The following is a 19121-nucleotide window of genomic DNA, read 5'->3' as shown; positions in this document are numbered from 1 at the left end:
CCTTCCCAGGGGCCGGTAACCGGAGTGGACGAGCCGCGCAAGCCCTGTGGTCAGAACGAGTGCGACGCAATGTCAGACTAGGCGTAAATATGACCGTTATGCGGCATTACAGGCCGGGAAGATCCGGAGTGTTGCCGGGGGAGCGGCGCCCTGCGCCGGATGGTGGACGTACCGGGTTGTCCACAGGCGCGGCGATGACGCGGGGTTGTCCACAGGTCGCGGGGCAGGCGGTGGCTGAAGTCGGCGAGGCGGGCCAGAATCGAAGCTGTGACCTGGTGGCCGACGTCCGTGTCTCGTGGTGCCGGATGCGGATGCGGATGCGGATGCGGATGACGGGCGGCGGACGGCGGTCGGCAGGGGGACGGACGGGCAGGACCGGGCAGACGGGCAGAGCGGGCACAGAAGTGGCCGCCGGGGCTCGCGGTGAGGACCGGGCAGGACGGGCAGGACCGAAGACGACCCGGGAACGACGGGAGGCAGCGGTGAGGACAGCGACACTGGGGCCCGCCGAGCGCGCGGAGGCGCTGGCGGCCATGGCCGATCGGGAGCTGGACGTGCTGGTCATCGGCGCCGGGGTGGTGGGCGCGGGCACGGCCCTCGACGCGGCCACCCGGGGCCTGGCGACCGGCCTGGTGGAGGCGCGCGACTGGGCGTCGGGCACCTCCAGCCGGTCCAGCAAGCTCATCCACGGCGGTCTGCGCTATCTGGAGATGCTGGACTTCGCGCTGGTCCGGGAGGCACTGAAGGAGCGCGGACTGCTGCTGGAGCGGCTGGCCCCGCACCTGGTCAAGCCGGTGCCCTTCCTCTACCCGCTCCAGCACAAGGGCTGGGAGCGGCTCTACGCCGGTTCCGGCGTCGCGCTGTACGACGCGATGTCGGTCTCCTCGGGCCACGGCCGCGGCCTGCCCATGCACCGCCACCTCTCCCGCCGGCACGCGCTGCGGGTCGCCCCCGCGCTGCGCAAGGACGCGCTGGTGGGCGCCCTGCAGTATTACGACGCCCAGATGGACGACGCCCGGTTCGTCACGGCCCTGGTGCGCACCGCCGCCAGCTACGGGGCGCAGGTCGCCAGCCGGGCCCGGGTGATCGGCTTCCTCCGCGAGGGCGAGCGGGTGGTCGGCGCCCGGGTGCAGGACGTGGAGGCGGGCGGCGAGTACGAGGTGCGCGCCAAGCAGGTGGTCAACGCCACCGGGGTGTGGACCGACGACACCCAGGCGCTGATCGGCGAGCGCGGGCAGTTCCACGTCCGCGCCTCCAAGGGCATCCACCTGGTGGTGCCCAAGGACCGCATCCACTCCACCACCGGGTTGATCCTGCGCACCGAGAAGTCCGTCCTCTTCGTCATCCCCTGGGGGCGGCACTGGATCGTCGGCACCACCGACACCGACTGGGACCTGGACAAGGCGCACCCGGCCGCCTCCAGCGCCGACATCGACTACCTGCTGGAGCACGTCAACAGCGTGCTGGCGGTCCCGCTCACCCGGGACGACGTGGAGGGCGTCTACGCCGGGCTGCGGCCCCTGCTGGCGGGCGAGTCCGAGGCGACCAGCAAGCTGTCCCGCGAGCACACCGTGGCCCATCCGGTGCCCGGTCTGGTGGTCGTCGCGGGCGGCAAGTACACGACGTACCGGGTGATGGCGAAGGACGCGGTGGACGCCGCGGTGCACGGCCTGGACAGCCGGGTGGCGGCCTGCGTCACCGAGGACGTGCCGCTCATCGGCGCCGAGGGATACCGCGCCCTGTGGAACGCCCGCGCCCGGATCGCCGCCCGCACCGGTCTGCATGTGGTCCGGGTCGAGCACCTGCTCAACCGGTACGGCTCCTCGGCCGAGGAGGTCCTGGAGCTGATCGCCGCCGACCCCAAGCTGGGCGAGCCACTCGGCGGCGCCGACGACTACCTGCGCGCCGAGGTGGTCTACGGCGCCTCGCACGAGGGCGCCCGGCACCTGGACGACGTGCTGACCCGGCGTACCCGCATCTCCATCGAGACCTTCGACCGGGGCACCCGCTGCGCCCGCGAGTGCGCCGAGCTGATGGCACCGGTGCTCGGCTGGGACCAGGGGCAGATCGACCGGGAGGTGGAGCACTACGAGAAGCGGGTGGAGGCCGAGCGGGAGTCCCAGCGCCAGCCCGACGACCTCACCGCGGACGCCGCCCGCCTCGGCGCCCCGGACATCGTGCCGCTGTAAGGAGAGGGGCTCCACCGCGGGGAGAGAAGGGAGGAGGGCAGGGGGCGGCGAGCGGATGAGGGCGAGGCCATGGCCGTACGCCGGATCGGGACCGGTGGCGGCGGGGGCCGGGCCACCACCGTGCGGGACGAGGGCGCGGGCGAGCCGCTGGTCCTGGTGCACGGGACGCCGCTGGACCGGCACTGCTGGGACGGGCTCGTCCCTCTGCTGTCCGGGCGCCCGGGTGGTCGGCTACGACCTCAGGGGGCACGGGTCCGCGGCCGGGGCCCCGCCCGCCGCGACCGTGGCGGAGCTCGCCGACGACCTCGCCGCCCTCCTGGACCGGCTGGGGATCGACCGGGCGCGGCTGCTCGGCCACTCCTTCGGCGGACAGGTGGCACAGCGGTTCGCGCTGCGTTCCCCGGGGCGCGTCCGCCGGCTCACCCTGCTGTGCACCCGGGCCACCCCCTACCCCGCCTTCCCTGACGCGGCCCGGCTGCTGGAGCGGGCCGGCACCGCCGCGGTCGCCTCCGCCGTGGCCCGCCGGTTCCCGCCCGAGGCGGTGGCGGCCGGCCTGCCGGAGGTGCGGTACGCGGCGGCCCGCGCGCGGGCCGCGGACCCGGCGGTGTGGGCGTCGGTGCTCCGGATGATCGCGGACTTCGACGCCCTGGAGGAGCTGCGCACCCTCACGGTTGCCCACCCTCCTCCTCGGCGCCGAGCACGACCGGGTGGCGAGCGCCGAGGCCATGGCGGACATGGCCGCCGCGCTGCCGCGGGCCCGCTTCCGATTGCCGGCGGGCGCCTACCATCTCGTCCCACTGCTCGAACCGGGGCGGGTGGCCGAGGCGTTGGGCATATCCATCGAGTGAGGCGGGGGCGGCCGAGGGTGAACAGGGGGCGGATGTGCCGGTCGTACCCGGAAGCTGACGGACCCGGAGGCGCCGCCGGTCCCGGAGTGGGTGACAATGGAGTTTCTTCCAGGGCGGGTTACCGCGTCGCGCGGACGCGGTAGGCGCGGGCGAGGAACAAGGATCGCAGAGGGGACGCATGTCGGGAGCGGAGCAGTCGCGCAGGGCGGCTCGGGAACCTCAGCGGGACAAGGGCACGCCGGCCACGGACGAGGCAGGGCGGGTCCCCTCTCCTCGGGGTGCCCAGCCGGCCGGGGACTCCACGATGAAGCTCGGCGCGGCCAAGGAGGCGGACGGGGCCCCGAGCGGCGCGGACGCCGCCGAGGCGCGGTCGGACAGGCCACCGGCGGGTTCCGGCCAGCCGGCCGCGGAGACGGGCCCGAAGCCGGACAAGCCAACCCCGGGGGCGGACACGTCAACCCCGGGACGGGACAGGCCAACCCCGGGTCCGGACAAGGGAACCGAGCGGCCCGATGCGGCGGCCGGGTCCCAGGCGGCTGCTGACGGCGGCGTCAAGCCCGGGCAGGCCGAGCCCACCGACGCCAAGCCCACCGATGGCCGGAACGCCGACGGCGAGAACGCCGACGGCACGCCCGCCGACGCGAAGACCGCTGAAGGGCCGCGGACCACCAAGGAGTTCACCAAGGAGACGGCGGCCGGTGGTGCCGGTGACGAGGCGTCGCCCGCCAAGCCCGCCGACCGGGTGCCGACCCGCAAGCCGGGGAGCTCCGCCCAGGAGGACGGCCCCGCCAAGGAGGCCGGTGCCAAGGAGGCCGGTGCCAAGGAGGTCGGCGCCAGGCAGGGCGGCGAGACCGGCGCGGCCACCGACGCGGCCAAGGCCCAGGCCCGGCAGGACCAGGCCAAGGACCTGCCCAAGGGCACGGGCGGCAAGGACGGTGCCGGGTCGTCAGGCGGCCGCTCGGGCAGCGGCAGCCGATCCGGCAGCGGCAGCACCGGCAGCCACGGCAGTGGCAGTGGCAACGGCGGTCGGCTGCTGGCCGGGCGGTACCGGCTCGACGGTGTGCTCGGCCGAGGCGGCATGGGCACCGTATGGCGGGCCGTGGACGAGACGCTGGGCCGCACGGTGGCAGTCAAGGAACTGCGCTTCCCCAACAGCATCGACGAGGAGGAGAAGCGCCGTCTGATCACCCGCACCCTCCGCGAGGCCAAGGCGATCGCCCGGATCCGCAACAACGGCGCGGTCACCGTCTACGACGTCGTGGACGAGGACGACCGCCCGTGGATCGTCATGGAGTTGATCGAGGGCAAGTCCCTGGCGGACGCGGTGCGCGAGGACGGCCTCCTCACTCCGAAGCGCGCCGCCGAGGTGGGCCTCGCGGTCCTGGACGTGCTGCGCTCCGCCCACCGCGAGGGCATCCTGCACCGGGACGTGAAGCCGTCCAATGTGCTGATCGGCGCGGACGGCCGGGTCGTCCTCACCGACTTCGGCATCGCCCAGGTCGAGGGCGACCCCTCCATCACCTCCACCGGCATGCTCGTCGGCGCCCCCTCGTACATCTCCCCGGAGCGGGCCCGCGGTCACAAGCCCGGCCCCGCGGCGGACATGTGGTCGCTGGGCGGCCTGCTGTACGCGAGCGTCGAGGGCTGCCCGCCGTACGACAAGGGCTCCGCCATCGCCACGCTCACCGCGGTGATGACCGAGCAGCTCGACCCGCCGAAGAACGCCGGCCCGCTGACCGAGGTCATCTACGGCCTGCTGGAGAAGGACGCGGCCAAGCGGCTGGACGACGCCGGGGCGCGGGCGCTGCTCCAGGCGGTGATCCGGGCCCCCGAGCCGGCGGCCGTGGAGGAGGCCTCACCGGAGGCCACCCGGGTCGTTCCGCTGCCTCCCGCGCGGCCCGCACCGCTGGAGAAGCGCGAGAAGCGGACCCGGGGCGGCGACCGGACCGGCTCGCGGACGGCCGGAGCCGCCGCAGCAGCCGGGGCGACCGGGGCCGAGCGGCCGGCGACCGAGGCGGCGGCCGAGCGGATGCGCGGCGCGCTGCGCTCCGTACGGAACGCGGCCGCTGCCACCTCGGCGAACCGGCAGGACTCCGGCGCTCGTTCCCGTACCACCGCCGCCGGGACCGGCACCGGTGTGACCGCGTCCGAGGGCCGGGGGCCGGCGGTCCCGCCGCGGGCCCCGCTGACCGATGTGGTGTCGCGCCGGACCCTGGTGGTCATCGCGGTCGTGGTCGTCCTGGTGATCGCCGCGATCGTGGCCGTCATCGCCGCCGGCGGCGACGATCCGGGCACCAAGGGCCAGGGCGGCCCCGGTGCCGACCGCACCGCCTCGGCCGGGTCGGAGGTCGAGCCCACCGGCGCGTCCGGGAACGGCACGGGCCAGGGCGAGAACGACGGCAAGACGGACGGCAAGGACGACGGCAAGGACGAGGGCAAGGGCGGGCAGCCCGGCGGCGGGCCCACTCCGGACGCCTCCGGCGGTGACCAGCCCGAGGACGGCGGCACCCCCGGCACCGGTGGCGACGGCGGCACGCCCGGTGGCGCGTCCGGCGGCCTGCCCGCGGGATACACCACGGTCTCCAACGACACCTTCCGCTTCAGCATGGGCATGCCCAAGGACTTCTCCCTGAAGGGGATAGCCGGGCAGAACTCGGGCGGCAAGTTCTGGGGCGCCTCCGCCTACCCGCGCGTCCAGGTCGACTTCACCGGCGACCCGAAGGGGGACGCCGCACTGGCGTGGAACCTCGCCCGCGCCGGGGTGGCGGCCACCAGCAGCGGCTACCGCCACATCGGCATAGCCAAGGTCGACTACAAGGGCTACCCGACGGTCGCCGACTGGCAGTTCGAGCGGGACGAGAACGGCGAGCGGGTCCGGGTGCTGAACCGGGGCTTCAAGGTGGACGCCGGGCGCGGCTACTCGATCATGATCAGCTGCCCGGTCGCCGAGTGGGGCGGCAAGGAGTGCACCACGCTCCGGGAGACGGCCTTCGCGAGCTTCACCCCCAAGGGCTGAGGCCCCCAAGGGCTGAGGCCCCGAAGAGCTGAGGGGGCTTCAGCTCCGGGGGTCCGGTGGGACCGCCGGATCGCGCCCGAGGACGGTCCGGGGCACGTATCGTGAGAGTCCGAAGACCGTACGCAGCCGGACAGCCCCTCGGGTCGGTCCGCAACTGTTCGACACATGCTCGACAACTGCTCGGCCGGCGACCGAATCTGACGGTTGCCTACGATCTGGGGTGGCCGGGTCCGGGTAACCGGATCCCAGGAGCCGGACCCGCCGCACCGCGGTGGCCGGAGGACGAGGTCCGTGGGGAGGCGGCGTCGTGGACGAGTACGCGGGCAGGGTGCTGGCCGACCGCTACCGCCTTCCGCTGCCACCCCAGGACGAGTACGGGTACGAGCAGGAGCCCGTCGCCACGCGCGCCTTCGACACCTACAGCGGCCAGGAAGTGATGATCCGCCGGCTCCCGCTGCCGGAGATCGTGGACGCGGAGGTGCTGGACGCCGACGAGCCGGGCACCCGCCGTCCGGACCGCGGCCCGTCCGCCCCCCGTCCGGACCAGGCGGTCCGCCGCCCCACCGACCCCTTTGTGCGCCGGGCCGTCGAGGCCGCGCAGGCCGCCGCCCAGATCCCCGACCACCCCCGGCTCGACCAGGTCTTCGACGTGTTCGCCGAGGGGGGCTCGCTGTGGATAGTGAGCGAACTGGTGGCCGCCCGCTCCCTGGCCTCGCTGCTCGACCAGCAGCCGCTCACCCCCTACCGCGCCGCCGAGATCGGCTCCGAGGTGCTCACCGCGCTCCGCGCGCTGCACGCCCACGGCTGGACGCACCGCAATGTCACCGCCCAGACGGTGCTGGTCTGCGACGACGGCCGGGTGGTGCTCACCGGGCTCGCCGCGGGCGCCGCCGAGGAGGCGCTCTGCGGCTACGACCCCCTGCCCGACCAGGACGACCAGAACGACGAGGGCTACGAGGGCTACGAGGATTTCGCGGACGGCGCGGAGTACCAGGGCGGGACGGACGGTGACGACGGCCCGATCGCCGCTGAGGGGGATGAGGGCTACGACGAGGAGGCCCCGGGCTCCCCGCCGGAGGCGTCCGGCGGCGCGGGCGGCCACCAGCGGCAGTACGCGTACGGGTACCGCTACGGGGACCGCGGCGGTTACGACGAGGTGGACGCCTCCGCCGCGCCCGCGCTGCCCGCGCTCGCCCCGGGCTACGAGCCGGCGCTGCCGCAGAGTCGCGGCGCCGAGCCGGTGCCCCGGCCGGGGGAGCGGCCGGACCAGCCGCCGGGCGAGCCGGTGCCGCCACCCGTGGTGCCGGACGCCCGGGCCTCCCGGGCCGGCGCCATCGCCGCCTACAGCGCCGGTACCCGGGCCGCCGCCCGCGCGGCCGAGGCCCGGGCCTCGCTCTCGCTTCCGCCCGCCCCGGAGGACACCGGCGCACGCGCCCTGCCACCCAGCGGCACTCCGCCTTACGCCGCTGGGGCCGGGGACGCGGAACCGCGGTGGTGGTCCCATGACCCCGCGCTCGCCGATGACGAGGACGACGACGAGGACGAAGGCCAGGACCCGGCTTACGGGACCCGGCCGTACGGGGCGGAGGGCTACGGGGACGAGCCCTATGGGGCCCGGCCCTACCGGCAGCCGGACGAGGGGCCCGGCCCGGAGCAGGAGCCGCCCCGGCGCGCCCATCTGGCCGGAGTCTGGAACGACGGCCCCGGCGGCACCGGACGCGGCGGATCCGTGCCCGCGGGCGGCGGCCGCTCCCCGTACGACCGCTACAAGCCGTCCGGGTCATCCGGCCAGAGCCGCTCCCCGTACGGCACCCGGGACGCGCTGCGGGCCGACGCCCGGCGGGAGCAGCCCCGGCTGCCCGTACCGGCCGCCGCGGCCTCCTCCCGTACCGCCGCCGCCCGGGAGCCGTCTCCGGACTCTCCCCACGGGGACGGACCGGCGGCCCCGCCCCGCTACCGCGGCCCGGAGACCCCGCTGGCCGCCGAGCGCGCCCGACAGACCCGGATCGCGGTGGTCGGCCCGGTCACCGAGCGCTGGGCGCCCGAACAGGCCGGACCGGTGCACGGCACCTGGCAGCTGGCCCCGCCGGTCGGGCCCTCCACCGACCTCTGGGCGCTCGGCGCCCTGCTCTACCGCGCGGTCCAGGGGCACGCCCCCTACCCGGAGGAGAACGCCGCCGAGCTGGTGCAGATGGTCTGCTCCGAGCCGCCCGCGTTCGCCGAGGAGTGCGGCCCGCTGCGCCCGGTGGTCGAGTCGCTGCTGCGCCAGGACGCCACCGAGCGGCCCGATGTGGAGGAGCTGCGCGGCTGGTTGCGCTCGCTCGTCCGCTCGGCGCCCGAACCGGAGGCCGGGGCCCATCTCGTACCGATGCCGTCCGTCGACGCCGGCCGGCTGCCGGTGGTACGCCGCCGGGGCGAGCTGGTGCGGCGGAGGCGGGCGGGCCGGGCCCAGGCGGGCGCCCACCGCAAGGCCCGGGCCGCCTCCCGGACGGCGGCCGCCGCACCCGTCGAGACCACCGCGCCCCTGCCGCGCCCCGCTCGGGAGCGCCGGCCGGACAAGGCCGCGAGCGGCGGCGGCAGCCCCCGCTCGCTCGGCCGCCTTCTGCTGCTGCTCGTCCTGCTGCTGCTGGCCGCGGCCATCGCGTACGCGGTGGCGTTCATGCCCAGGGCGGGGCAGACCGAGAACAGCGGCAACGGGCAGTCCGCCGCCCCGCCCACCCCCGGACCCTCCCCCTCCGTTTCAGCCTCCGGCTCCGCGACCGCGCCGGGCCCGGGCGGTGACCCGGCCCCGGCCGACCCGTCCACCGACGGCGGCCAGGCGCCCTCCACCAACACCGTCCCGCCCGGCGGCGGCCCCGAACTCGCCGACGGCTACGCGGTCCGCGACGACGCCGAGGGCTTCCGGATCGGGGTGGACAAGAGCTGGCAGCGCAGCCCGATCAACGACGCCGGCCAGGTCCGCTACACCGGCGGGGACTTCACCCTGATCGTCGTCCCCGGCCGCGACACCGTGCAGTCGGCCGGCGGCGATCCGCTGGAGTACCAGCGCACCCGGGAGCGCGAGCTCCAGCCCTGGCGGGACTCCACCTGGGCGACCGCCACCGGCCTGCGCCGGGTGGACGTGGGCCGCCAGGCCACCGCGGAGGGCCAGTTCACCTGGACCGACGGTAGCGGTCGCGAGGTGTACGTGCGCAATCTGGCGCTCATCGTCGGCGAGCGCTACCACGTGGTGCAGGTGATCGGCCCGGAGAGCCAGCGCGACAAGGTGTCCGAGATCTACCAGCAGGCCGTCACCGCCTACCGCTCCACCCGCTGACGGCCGCCGTCCGGCCCGGAGGGCCCGGCGCGCGACCGTCGGGTTCGCGCCATTCGGGCGGATGCGCTGGGGTGCCCCCGGTGTCGGCGTGATCCCGTGCGGGTACGGGGACGGGGGAGCCGCCCGGGTCGCTCCGGCGGGTGTCCGTCCGGCGGCCTCCGGCTCTCTCGACCGGTCCGGCGCGGGAACGGCGGGCCCACCGCACCCGTACACGTTGTTCGTCGCTCACCTGAAGGCCGTCCGCGTAACCCCACCCGGGGGCGGGCGGGGCGCGGGCCCGCGGGCCGCACGGAGAGGGTCCCCGGATCCGTTCCCGACCCGGCCCGGACCCGACCCGGAGCCGTTTCGGGGCCGTTCCGGACCTCACCGGGATCCGTTCCGGATACGTTTCGGAGCCGTTCCGGGCCTGCCCGGGAGCTGTCCTGGACCTGTTCCGGACATTTTCCGGGGGCCCGGTGGCGGACGCGAGCAGAGGGGATGTGCCGTGTCCGGACCTCGGCAGCAGCGGCGGATCGCCGGACGTTACCGGCTGGAGGCGCGCCTCGGGCGCGGTGGAATGGGCACGGTCTGGCGGGCGTACGACGAACTGCTCGGCCGGCGCGTCGCCGTGAAGGAGCTTCATCTGGACGAGCTCCAGCTCGACGCGGACCCGGGCGCCGCCGCTTCCTCCTCGCTGCGGGAGGCCCGCGCCATCGCCCGGGTCCACCACCCCCATATCGTCTGCGTCCACGATGTGGTGGAGGAGGACAGCGTCCCGTACATCGTGATGGAACTGGTGGAGGGCGGTTCGCTGGCCCGGCGGCTGGCACGGCGCGGCCCGCTCGCCCCGAGGGAGGCGGCCCGGCTGGGGCTCGCGCTGCTGAGCGCCCTGCGCGCCGCGCATGCCCTCGGGGTGCTGCACCGCGATCTGAAGCCGGCCAACGTCCTGCTGGAGGAGGGCACCGGCCGGGTGGTGCTCACCGACTTCGGCATCGCCCAGCTCGCCGGGTCCACCACGATCACCGAGGTGGGGATGTTCGTCGGTTCGCCCGAGTACACCGCTCCGGAGCGGATGCGGGGCGCCCAGGCCGGGCCGGCCAGCGATCTGTGGTCGCTGGGCGCGCTGCTGTGCGCGGCGCTGACCGGCCAGTCGCCGTTCCACCGGGACTCGCTGGGCGGGGTGCTGCACGCGGTGGTCGAGGAGGACATCCGCCCACCCGCGGCGGCCGGACCGCTGCTGCCGGTGGTGCGCGGGCTGCTCCAGCGCGATCCGGACCGCCGGATGGGCGGCGCGGAGGCCGAGCGGCTGCTGCGGTCGTACGCGGAGGGCGCGGGCGAGGCGCCCGGGTACCGCCTGCCGGGCGGCACCCTGCCGCTCGGCACCCTGGCAACCGGCGCCGAAGGCTCCCCGCTGGAGGGCGCCGTGCCGGACGGTGGTCGGCCGGAAGGCCTTCCGCCGCAGGGGGGTCCTCCGGAGGGGGATTCGCCGGAGGGTGGTGCGTCCCAGGGTGGTGGGTCCGAGGGCGGTGCGTTCGAGGGGGCGCCGCCGCACGACCGCGCCGACGCGGTGCCGCCGGACTCGTCCCTCCACGGGCCCTCCGGGCACGGCCACCCCGCCCACGGTGAGCACCGCCGCGGCCCCTCCCGTCCCGACCCCGCCCGTCCGGGTCCGTGGGACGCGGCGCCGCCCGCCCGGCCCGTACGCCGACGGCCCGGCCCTTCGGGGCCCAGGTCCCGCTCCGGGCCCGGACCGTGGCCCTCCGCCATCGGCGGATCCCCGCACGGGGCCGCCGCCCGCCGCCCCTTCCGGGATCCCTTCGGGCGGCCCCACCCCCGTATCCCGGTCCGGGCGCCGCTGATCGCCGCCGCGCTGCTGGTGGCCCTGGCCGGGCTGGGGGCCGCGGGAGTCCTGCTGCTGCGGGGCCATGACGGGGAGGGCGGGGGCGGGGACCGGCGTACGGCCACCACCTCACCCGCCCCCGAGCCGTCCACCCCGCCCTGGCGCCCGCGGACGGGCCAAGACGTCCCCCACACCGTCAAGCCGCCCCAACGCCCCTGATCAGGCCTTATGTGCCAGTGAACGCTGGCGGGGTGGGGGCGGTCGGTGAAAAGCTGTTACCGGCGGGTACCGAAGTGCCGCCTTCCGGCATACCCTCGGCCCCATGACGGACACGACTGCCGCGAAGGGCGCCCGGGCGGGCGCGACGGCCACCGGGCCGGGCCAGGCGGCCCAGGGGCCGGGCGGTGGGACCAACCCGGTCGCCCCGGCACCGGCCGGGGCGCGCACCGCCGCCGACGTGGTCACCCCCGATCTGGTCGCCCGGCTCACCCGCGGGGTCGTCGGCTCCGGACGTACCGCCAACCACACCCCGTTCACCGGGGAGCGGCTGGCCGAGCTGCCCGAGTCCACCCCCGAGGACGTCGCGGAGGCCTTCGACCGGGCCCGCACCGCCCAGCGGGTGTGGGCGGCCACGCCAGTGCGGGACCGTGCCGCGGTGCTGCTCCGCTTCCACGACCTGGTCCTCCAGCGGCAGGCCGAGGGCCTGGACCTGGTCCAGCTGGAGACCGGCAAGGCCCGGCTGCACGCCCATGAGGAGATCCAGGCCGTCGCCGTGGCCGCCCGCCACTACGGCCGCCGGGCCGCCGCGTACCTCAGGCCCCGCCGCCACACCGGGGTGCTGCCCACCCTCACCAAGGTGACCGAACTGCGCCAGCCGCGCGGGGTGGTGGGCCAGATCGCCCCCTGGAACTACCCGCTGGAGCTGTCCGTCGGCGACGCCCTGCCCGCCTTCGTCGCCGGCAACGCGGTCGTCATGAAGCCGGACACCGAGACCGCGCTGACCGCCTTGTGGGCGCGTGAGCTGCTGATCGAGGCCGGGCTGCCGGAGGAGGTGTTCCAGGTCGTGCTGGGCGAGGGCCCGGTGGTCGGGCCCGAGGTGGTCCGGCACGCGGACTACGTCTCGTTCACCGGCTCCACCCGCACCGGCCGCGAGGTCGCCCAGGGCGCCGCCGCCCGGCTGGTCGGCGTATCGCTCGAACTCGGCGGCAAGAACGCCATGCTGGTCCTGCACGACGCCGACGTCGAGAAGGCCGCGGCGGGCGCCGTGCGCGCCTGCTTCTCCTCCGCCGGTCAGCTCTGCATCTCCATCGAGCGGCTGTACGTCCACGAGTCCGTCGCCGACGACTTCGTGGAGCGGTTCGCCGCCCGGACCAGGGCCATGCGGCTCGGCAACTCCCTGGCGTACGGGGCGGACATGGGCTCACTGGTCGGCGAGCGCCAGCTGGAGACCGTCAACCGGCACGTCGAGGAGGCCGTCGCCAAGGGCGCCGTACTCGTCGCCGGCGGCACCGCCCGCCCCGACATCGGCCCGCTGTTCTACGAGCCGACCATCCTGGACGGCGTCCAGGAGCCGATGGCCGTCTGCTCCGAGGAGACCTTCGGCCCGGTCGTCTCCGTCTACCGCTTCCGCGACGAGGACGAGGTCGTCGAGCGCGCCAACGCCACCGCGTACGGGCTCAACGCCTCCGTCTGGACCCGCGACTCGGCCCGCGGCCACACCATCGCCGCCCGGCTGCGCACCGGCACGGTCAACATCAACGAGGGGTACGCGCCCGCCTACGGCAGCGTCCAGTCGCCGATGGGCGGAATGAAGGACTCCGGCCTCGGCCGCCGGCACGGCTCCGAGGGCATCCTCAAGTACACCGAGGCCCAGACCGTGGCACAGCAGCGGCTGCTCCCGCTCGCCCCGGCCTTCGGTATGGACGACGAGGCGTACGCGGCCCTGATGACCCGCGGACTGCGGGTGATGAAGGCCCTCCGCTTCCGCTGACCCCCACCCCTCCCCCTTCTCTCCCTCCCCTTCACTCCCTCCGGTACGAGGAGCGCCATGCCTCAGGTCACCCCTGCCCGCGACCAGGAAGACACCGGCGACCAGGAAGCCGGTGACGACTACGACGTCCTCGTCGTCGGCTCGGGTTTCGGCGGCTCGGTCTCGGCTCTCCGGCTGACCGAGAAGGGCTACCGCGTCGGCGTCCTGGAGGCCGGCCGCCGCTTCACGCCCGCCACCCTGCCCCGGACCTCCTGGGACCTGCGCAACTACCTGTGGGCCCCGGCCCTCGGGCTGTACGGGCTCCAGCGGGTCCATCTGCTGGGCAATGTGATGGTGCTGGCCGGAGCCGGGGTCGGCGGCGGCTCGCTCAACTACGCCAACACCCTCTACGTACCGCCGCCGGCTTTCTTCCAGGACCGGCAGTGGGCGTCCATCACCGACTGGCAGGAGGAGCTGGCCCCGTACTACGACCAGGCCAAGCGGATGCTGGGGGTGCGGCTCAACCCGACGATGACGCCCTCCGACGTCCACCTCAAGGCGGCCGCCGAGGCGATGGGCGTGGGCGACACCTTCCATCTGGCCCCGGTCGGCGTCTTCTTCGGCGACGGCAAGGACGCGGACGGTGCCGAGGGCGTGAAGGCGCGGCCCGGCCGGGAGGTCCCCGACCCGTACTTCGGCGGCGCCGGTCCCGCCCGCCGGGCCTGCACCGAGTGCGGCGAGTGCATGACCGGCTGCCGGCACGGCGCCAAGAACAACCTCACCGAGAACTACCTCCACCTCGCCGAGCGGGCCGGTGCGGTCATCCACCCGATGACCACCGTCACCGCCGTCACCGAGGACCCCTCGGGCACCGGCTACCGCGTCTCGGTGGTGCCCACCCAGCGCCGCCGCAAGGCCGCCCCGCGGGTGCTGCGCAGCCGGTACGTGATCGTCGCCGCCGGCACCTACGGCACCCAGACCCTGCTGCACACCATGAAGGACCGCGGGCTGCTGCCGCGGATCTCGGACCGCCTCGGCGAGCTGACCCGTACCAACTCCGAGGCGCTGGTCGGCTCGCAGACCTCCGACCGCCGCTACCGCAAGCGCCACGGCCACCCGAAGGCCGACTTCACCCGGGGCGTCGCCATCACCTCGTCCATCCACCCGGACGGGAACACCCATATCGAGCCGGTCCGCTACGGCAAGGGCTCCAACGCGATGGGCTCGCTCTCCATCCTCCAGGTGCCCTTCGCCGAGCGGCGGGTGGCCGCCTGGCTGAAGAACGTGGCCCGGCACCCCTGGCTGACGGTGCGCTCCCTCTCCAACCACCGCTGGTCGGAGAAGACGATCATCGGTCTGGTGATGCAGTCGGTGGACAACTCGCTGACCACCCACCGCAAGCGGGGCGGGGTCGGAAAGGGCCTGCTGACCGCCCGCCAGGGCCATGGCGCGCCCAATCCCAAGCAGATCGCCGAGGGCACCCGGGCCGCCACCCTGCTCGCCGAGGAGATCAACGGCTTCGCCGGCTCCAACGTCGGGGAGCTGATGGGCACCCCGCTGACCGCGCACTTCCTCGGCGGCTGCGTGATCGGCGCCACCGCCGAGGACGGTGTCATCGACCCGTACCACCGGGTCCACGGGCACCCCGGGATCTTCGTGGTGGACGGCGCCGCGATCTCCGCCAACCTCGGCGTCAACCCGTCGCTGACCATCACCGCGCAGGCCGAGCGGGCCATGTCCTTCTGGCCGAACAAGGACGAGGAGGACCCGCGCCCGCGCCAGGGCGAGGCGTACGCCCGGATCGCGCCGGTCGAACCCGTGTCGCCCACCGTCCCGGCGGACGCCTTCGGCGCGCTGCGGTTGCCGTTCCTCGGCATCCCGACCGTCCCGCCGAAGGCCTGAGAGCGTCCCGGAGGCCGCTCGGATACGACGAAGGCGCTGCACCCCCCTCCGAGTGCAGCGCCTTCCGGCCGCCCGCGTGTGGTCACGGGTGTGGCCTTTGTGTCGTATGCATGACCTGTGAGTGGTGTGAACGGTTGCCCACCCGCCGAGGGAAACCCGGTGTGGTCTGCGTCACACTCGCTGTGGAGTGGGCCCGGAACATGCCGAGGGGCCCGTGGGCGCCGCTCTCGCGGGCTCCACGGGCCCCTCGGGTCCGGGCGCCGGCGACAGGGCGGCGGCGGTGCCCGGTGCGGCGGCGCGGGGGGTGGCGCCGCCGGGGAGGTGTGCTTCCGGGGGTCCGGCCGGGGGACGGGGCCGGGGTGCTGCTGGACTGCGGTGCTGCTGAGCTGGTGTGGGACGGGGTGTACGGGACGGGTGTGCGGGTCGGGGAGGGACCCGATGCGGCCGGTTCCGGGCGTCCCTGGAACCGGCCGCTCTTTGGGTGACCGGGCTGCTGTCCCCTGCCGTCCGGTCACGCACGCTGAGGCGAGGTCCCACGGCGTACCAGGAGGTACGCCACACGCCCCAGCGAAGCCACGCGTGGTTTCTGGCGGCCCGCCCCTGGCTGACACGGACACCCCGACCAACGAAGGCCGGTCCCGGGCGGTCACGCGCCAGACGGGTGAGACCGGCTCCGAACTCACATCCGGCCACTTTTCAGCCGGGGTCGGCTGAGGGGTCAGACGGTGCCCCGGCACAGCTCCAGCACGGTCATCGCCAGCGTGGTGCCGCGCCGCCCCAGGGCGTCCCGGTAGTGGGAGAGGACCTCCGTCTCGCGGGCCAGGTTCACCCGGCGGCCGCCGGAGGCGATCCGGGCCTCCTGAATGACGGCCGAGACGGCCATCCGCTCCTGGATGAGGCCGATGATCCGGTCGTCCAGGGCGTCGATGCGCTCCCGGGCGCCGGAGACCACCCGGGACGCCTCCTCGGTGCGGGCGCCGGTCCACTCGGCGTCGGCGGCGCGGGCGGCGGGGTGGGTGGAGGTGGTGACGGCGTTCACGGGGGTCTCCTCGGAGGGCTCGGTCATCGGGGGCCGGGGCGGCGGGCCCCGGGCGGTCCGGTCCGGGAAACACACAGGCGCCCCGGACCGAATCGGCCCGGGGCGCCTGGGAAGTCGCTTGTCAGTGGCTCAAGCAGCACGACCATGGCAGCCGGACGGGCCGGGTGCCATAGGTAAAGACGAAGGTCGGGAGCTCGCGCATGGCGACAGTATGGACCATCACCCGAAGGGGGCGGCCGCCGGTTCGGATGGTGAGACGAGAGGACGGGTGACCGGGGCCGTTAGAATCGAGACACACCCCCTACATCACCGCACCCCACACCTCACGTCTCCACGCCGGAAGGCCGCCGTAGTGTCATCAGCGAATCCCGCTGCCGCGCCCGACGCCGTACTCGTCGTCGACTTCGGCGCGCAGTACGCCCAGCTCATCGCCCGCCGCGTCCGTGAGGCCCGGGTCTACAGCGAGATCGTCCCCTCCACCATGCCGGTGGACGAGATCCTGGCGAAGAACCCCAAGGCGATCATCCTCTCCGGCGGGCCGTCCTCCGTGTACGAGGAGGGGGCGCCCAGCATCGACCGCGCCCTCTTCGAGGCGGGTGTCCCCGTCTTCGGCATGTGCTACGGCTTCCAGCTGATGGCCACCACGCTCGGCGGCACCGTCGACAACACCGGCGCCCGCGAGTACGGTCGCACCCCGCTGCACGTCTCCAAGGCCTCCTCCACCCTCTTCGAGGGCACCCCGACCGAGCAGCCGGTGTGGATGTCGCACGGTGACGCCTGCTCCGCCGCGCCCGAGGGCTTCTCCGTCACCGCCTCCACCGACGTGGTGCCGGTCGCCGCCTTCGAGAACGACGAGAAGAAGCTCTACGGGGTGCAGTACCACCCCGAGGTGATGCACTCCACGCACGGCCAGCAGATCCTGGAGCACTTCCTCTACCGGGGCGCCGGGCTCACCCCCGACTGGACCACCGGGAACGTCATCGAGGAGCAGATCGAGTCGATCCGCGCCCAGGTCGGCGACCGGCGCGCGATCTGCGGGCTGTCCGGCGGCGTCGACTCGGCGGTGGCCGCGGCCCTGGTGCAGAAGGCCATCGGCTCCCAGCTCACCTGCGTCTACGTCGACCACGGGCTGATGCGCAAGGGCGAGACCGAGCAGGTCGAGAAGGACTTCGTCGCGGCCACCGGTGTGCAGCTGAAGGTCGTGGACGCCCAGGAGCGGTTCCTGTCCGCGCTCGCCGGGGTCTCCGACCCCGAGGAGAAGCGCAAGATCATCGGCCGGGAGTTCATCCGGGTCTTCGAGCAGGCCCAGGCCGAGATCGTCGCCGAGGCGCCGAACGACCAGCCGGTGGAGTTCCTGGTGCAGGGCACCCTCTACCCGGACGTGGTGGAGTCCGGCGGCGGCACCGGCACCGCCAACATCAAGTCCCACCACAACGTGGGCGGGCTGCCCGAGGACCTGGAGTTCCAGCTCGTCGAGCCGCTGCGCCAGCTGTTCAAGGACGAGGTCCGGATGGTCGGCCAGGAGCTCGGCCTGCCGGAGGAGATCGTCCACCGCCAGCCGTTCCCGGGCCCCGGCCTCGGTATCCGGATCGTCGGCGAGGTGACCCGCGAGCGGCTCGACCTGCTCCGCGATGCCGACGCCATCGCCCGCGAGGAACTGACCGCGGCCGGTCTGGACCGGGACATCTGGCAGTGCCCGGTGGTCCTCCTCGCCGATGTCCGCAGCGTCGGCGTGCAGGGCGACGGCCGCACCTACGGCCACCCGATCGTGCTGCGCCCGGTGTCCTCCGAGGACGCGATGACGGCCGACTGGACGCGGATGCCGTACGACGTGCTGGCCCGGATCTCCACCCGGATCACCAACGAGGTCCGCGACGTCAACCGCGTCGTCCTGGACGTGACCTCCAAGCCCCCGGGCACCATCGAGTGGGAGTAGCCCTCCCGCCGGCCGTCCGTACCGGAGCCGCCGCCCACCCCTCGTGGACGGCGGCTCCGGCCGTTCACCCCTCCGTCTCCCCGCCCTCCAGCAGCTCGAAGTCCTCGTAGGCGAAGCCCGGCGCCACCACACAGGAGACCAGCACCGGCTCGTCGCCCAGCGGCTCGGCCGACTGCCAGTGACCGGCCGGGACCAGCAGCTGCGGGTGCTCGCCGTCCTCCACGGAGGCGCCGAGCACCAGGTGCTCGGGTGCCCCGCTCGGCTTCTCGCCCGGTCCGCCCAGCGAGAGCCGGAGCGGCCCGCCGCGGTGCCAGAGCCACAGCTCGTCGGAGCGCACCCGGTGCCAGGCGGAGGTCTCCCCGGGGTGCAGCAGGAAGTGGATACCGGTGGCGTACGGGCGGGCGCCCGGGTAGCCGTCGGGAGCCGTGGCGCCCTCCGTCCGCCAGGTCTCCCGATACCAGCCGCCCTCCACATGGGGCTCCAGCCCGAGCAGGTCGACCAGCGGGGAGCGGGCCGTGGACAGTGCACGCGATGCGTCGTCGGTCATGCCCGCATTCTGGCCCCGGTCGTGCGGGGTGAACCTGGGTCGGGGGATGGGAACCCGGTCGTGTAGGGAATCCAGTCCCGGGTGGTGGGCCCGACCTCGGGTGGTGAGCCCGGTCCGGGGCGGGAAACCTGGCCCCGGGGGCGATCCGGCCCCGGGTGGTGGGCCCGACCTCGGGTGGTGAGCCCGGTCCGGGGCGGGAAACCTGGCCCCGGGGGCGACCCCGCCTCGGGTGGTGCGCCCGACCTCGGGTGGTGAGCCTGGTCCGGGGCGGGCCTGACCTCGGGTGGTGAGCCCGGTCGTGTGCGCTGAACCCGGTCCGGGGCGGTTGAACGTGGCCCCGGGGGGTGAACCCGGTCCCGGGGGTGGCTCGGTTCCGGGGGGCCCGGACACGGTGGTGAACCCAGCTCCGGGGGGCGACCCGGTCCCGGGTGGTGCGCCCAACCTCGGGTGGTGAGCCCGGTCCGGGGCGGGGAACCTGGCCCCGGGGGTGACCCGGTCCCGGGGATGGGAACCCGGTCGTGTGTGGAATCCAGTCCCGGG

Annotated in this window: 10 protein-coding genes and 1 pseudogene; 9 read left to right on the top strand and 2 right to left on the bottom strand. The window is 74.7% G+C overall.

Going from position 1 to position 19121, the window contains the following annotated elements:
• Positions 1-482: 482 nt before the first annotated feature.
• The 8 genes and pseudogenes from M1O15_RS07500 to M1O15_RS07465 all read left to right on the top strand — a co-directional run bounded on the left by M1O15_RS07500 (position 483) and on the right by M1O15_RS07465 (position 15059).
• Positions 483-2189 (top strand): glycerol-3-phosphate dehydrogenase/oxidase, encoded by a 1707-nt coding sequence (locus M1O15_RS07500; protein ID WP_248632459.1) that lies wholly within the window; start codon positions 483-485, stop codon positions 2187-2189.
• A gap of 55 nt (positions 2190-2244) precedes the next feature.
• Positions 2245-2808, top strand: a pseudogene (locus tag M1O15_RS07495) (alpha/beta fold hydrolase); the annotation flags it as partial.
• A gap of 52 nt (positions 2809-2860) precedes the next feature.
• A complete protein-coding gene (locus M1O15_RS07490) occupies positions 2861-3037 on the top strand; it encodes an alpha/beta fold hydrolase (RefSeq protein ID WP_248632556.1) in 177 nt (58 codons plus the stop codon).
• A 304-nt stretch (positions 3038-3341) separates the two neighbouring features.
• Positions 3342-6053, top strand: coding sequence for a serine/threonine-protein kinase (locus tag M1O15_RS07485; RefSeq protein WP_248632458.1), 2712 nt, complete (start codon positions 3342-3344; stop codon positions 6051-6053).
• A gap of 307 nt (positions 6054-6360) precedes the next feature.
• Positions 6361-9369, top strand: coding sequence for a serine/threonine kinase C-terminal domain-containing protein (locus M1O15_RS07480; RefSeq protein ID WP_248632457.1), 3009 nt, complete (start codon positions 6361-6363; stop codon positions 9367-9369).
• A 484-nt stretch (positions 9370-9853) separates the two neighbouring features.
• A complete protein-coding gene (locus M1O15_RS07475; RefSeq protein ID WP_372499381.1) occupies positions 9854-11407 on the top strand; it encodes a serine/threonine-protein kinase in 1554 nt (517 codons plus the stop codon).
• A gap of 103 nt (positions 11408-11510) precedes the next feature.
• Positions 11511-13178 (top strand): succinic semialdehyde dehydrogenase, encoded by a 1668-nt coding sequence (locus M1O15_RS07470; RefSeq protein WP_248632456.1) that lies wholly within the window; start codon positions 11511-11513, stop codon positions 13176-13178.
• Positions 13179-13235: 57 nt separating this feature from the next.
• The gene (locus tag M1O15_RS07465; RefSeq protein WP_248632455.1) at positions 13236-15059 is read left to right on the top strand and encodes a GMC oxidoreductase; all 1824 of its coding nucleotides are present in this window, start codon (positions 13236-13238) and stop codon (positions 15057-15059) included.
• A gap of 718 nt (positions 15060-15777) precedes the next feature.
• Here M1O15_RS07465 and M1O15_RS07460 read toward each other — a convergent pair.
• A complete protein-coding gene (locus M1O15_RS07460; protein ID WP_282576387.1) occupies positions 15778-16125 on the bottom strand; it encodes a chorismate mutase in 348 nt (115 codons plus the stop codon).
• A gap of 325 nt (positions 16126-16450) precedes the next feature.
• Here M1O15_RS07460 and guaA point away from each other — a divergent pair, with 325 nt between their 5' ends.
• A complete protein-coding gene (gene guaA, locus M1O15_RS07455) occupies positions 16451-18034 on the top strand; it encodes a glutamine-hydrolyzing GMP synthase (RefSeq protein WP_248632453.1) in 1584 nt (527 codons plus the stop codon).
• Positions 18035-18098: 64 nt separating this feature from the next.
• Here the strand turns inward: guaA and M1O15_RS07450 are convergent, their stop codons facing one another.
• Complete coding sequence (locus M1O15_RS07450) at positions 18099-18581, bottom strand: cupin domain-containing protein (RefSeq protein WP_248632452.1); 483 nt, start codon at positions 18579-18581, stop codon at positions 18099-18101.
• Between the last annotated feature and the right edge of the window lie 540 nt (positions 18582-19121).

This window comes from Streptomyces lichenis (genome assembly GCF_023218175.1).
Taxonomy (GTDB): domain Bacteria; phylum Actinomycetota; class Actinomycetes; order Streptomycetales; family Streptomycetaceae; genus Streptomyces; species Streptomyces lichenis.
The sequence above is the reverse complement of the archived record's forward strand: the minus strand, read 5'-3'. Positions and strand labels throughout refer to the sequence as shown.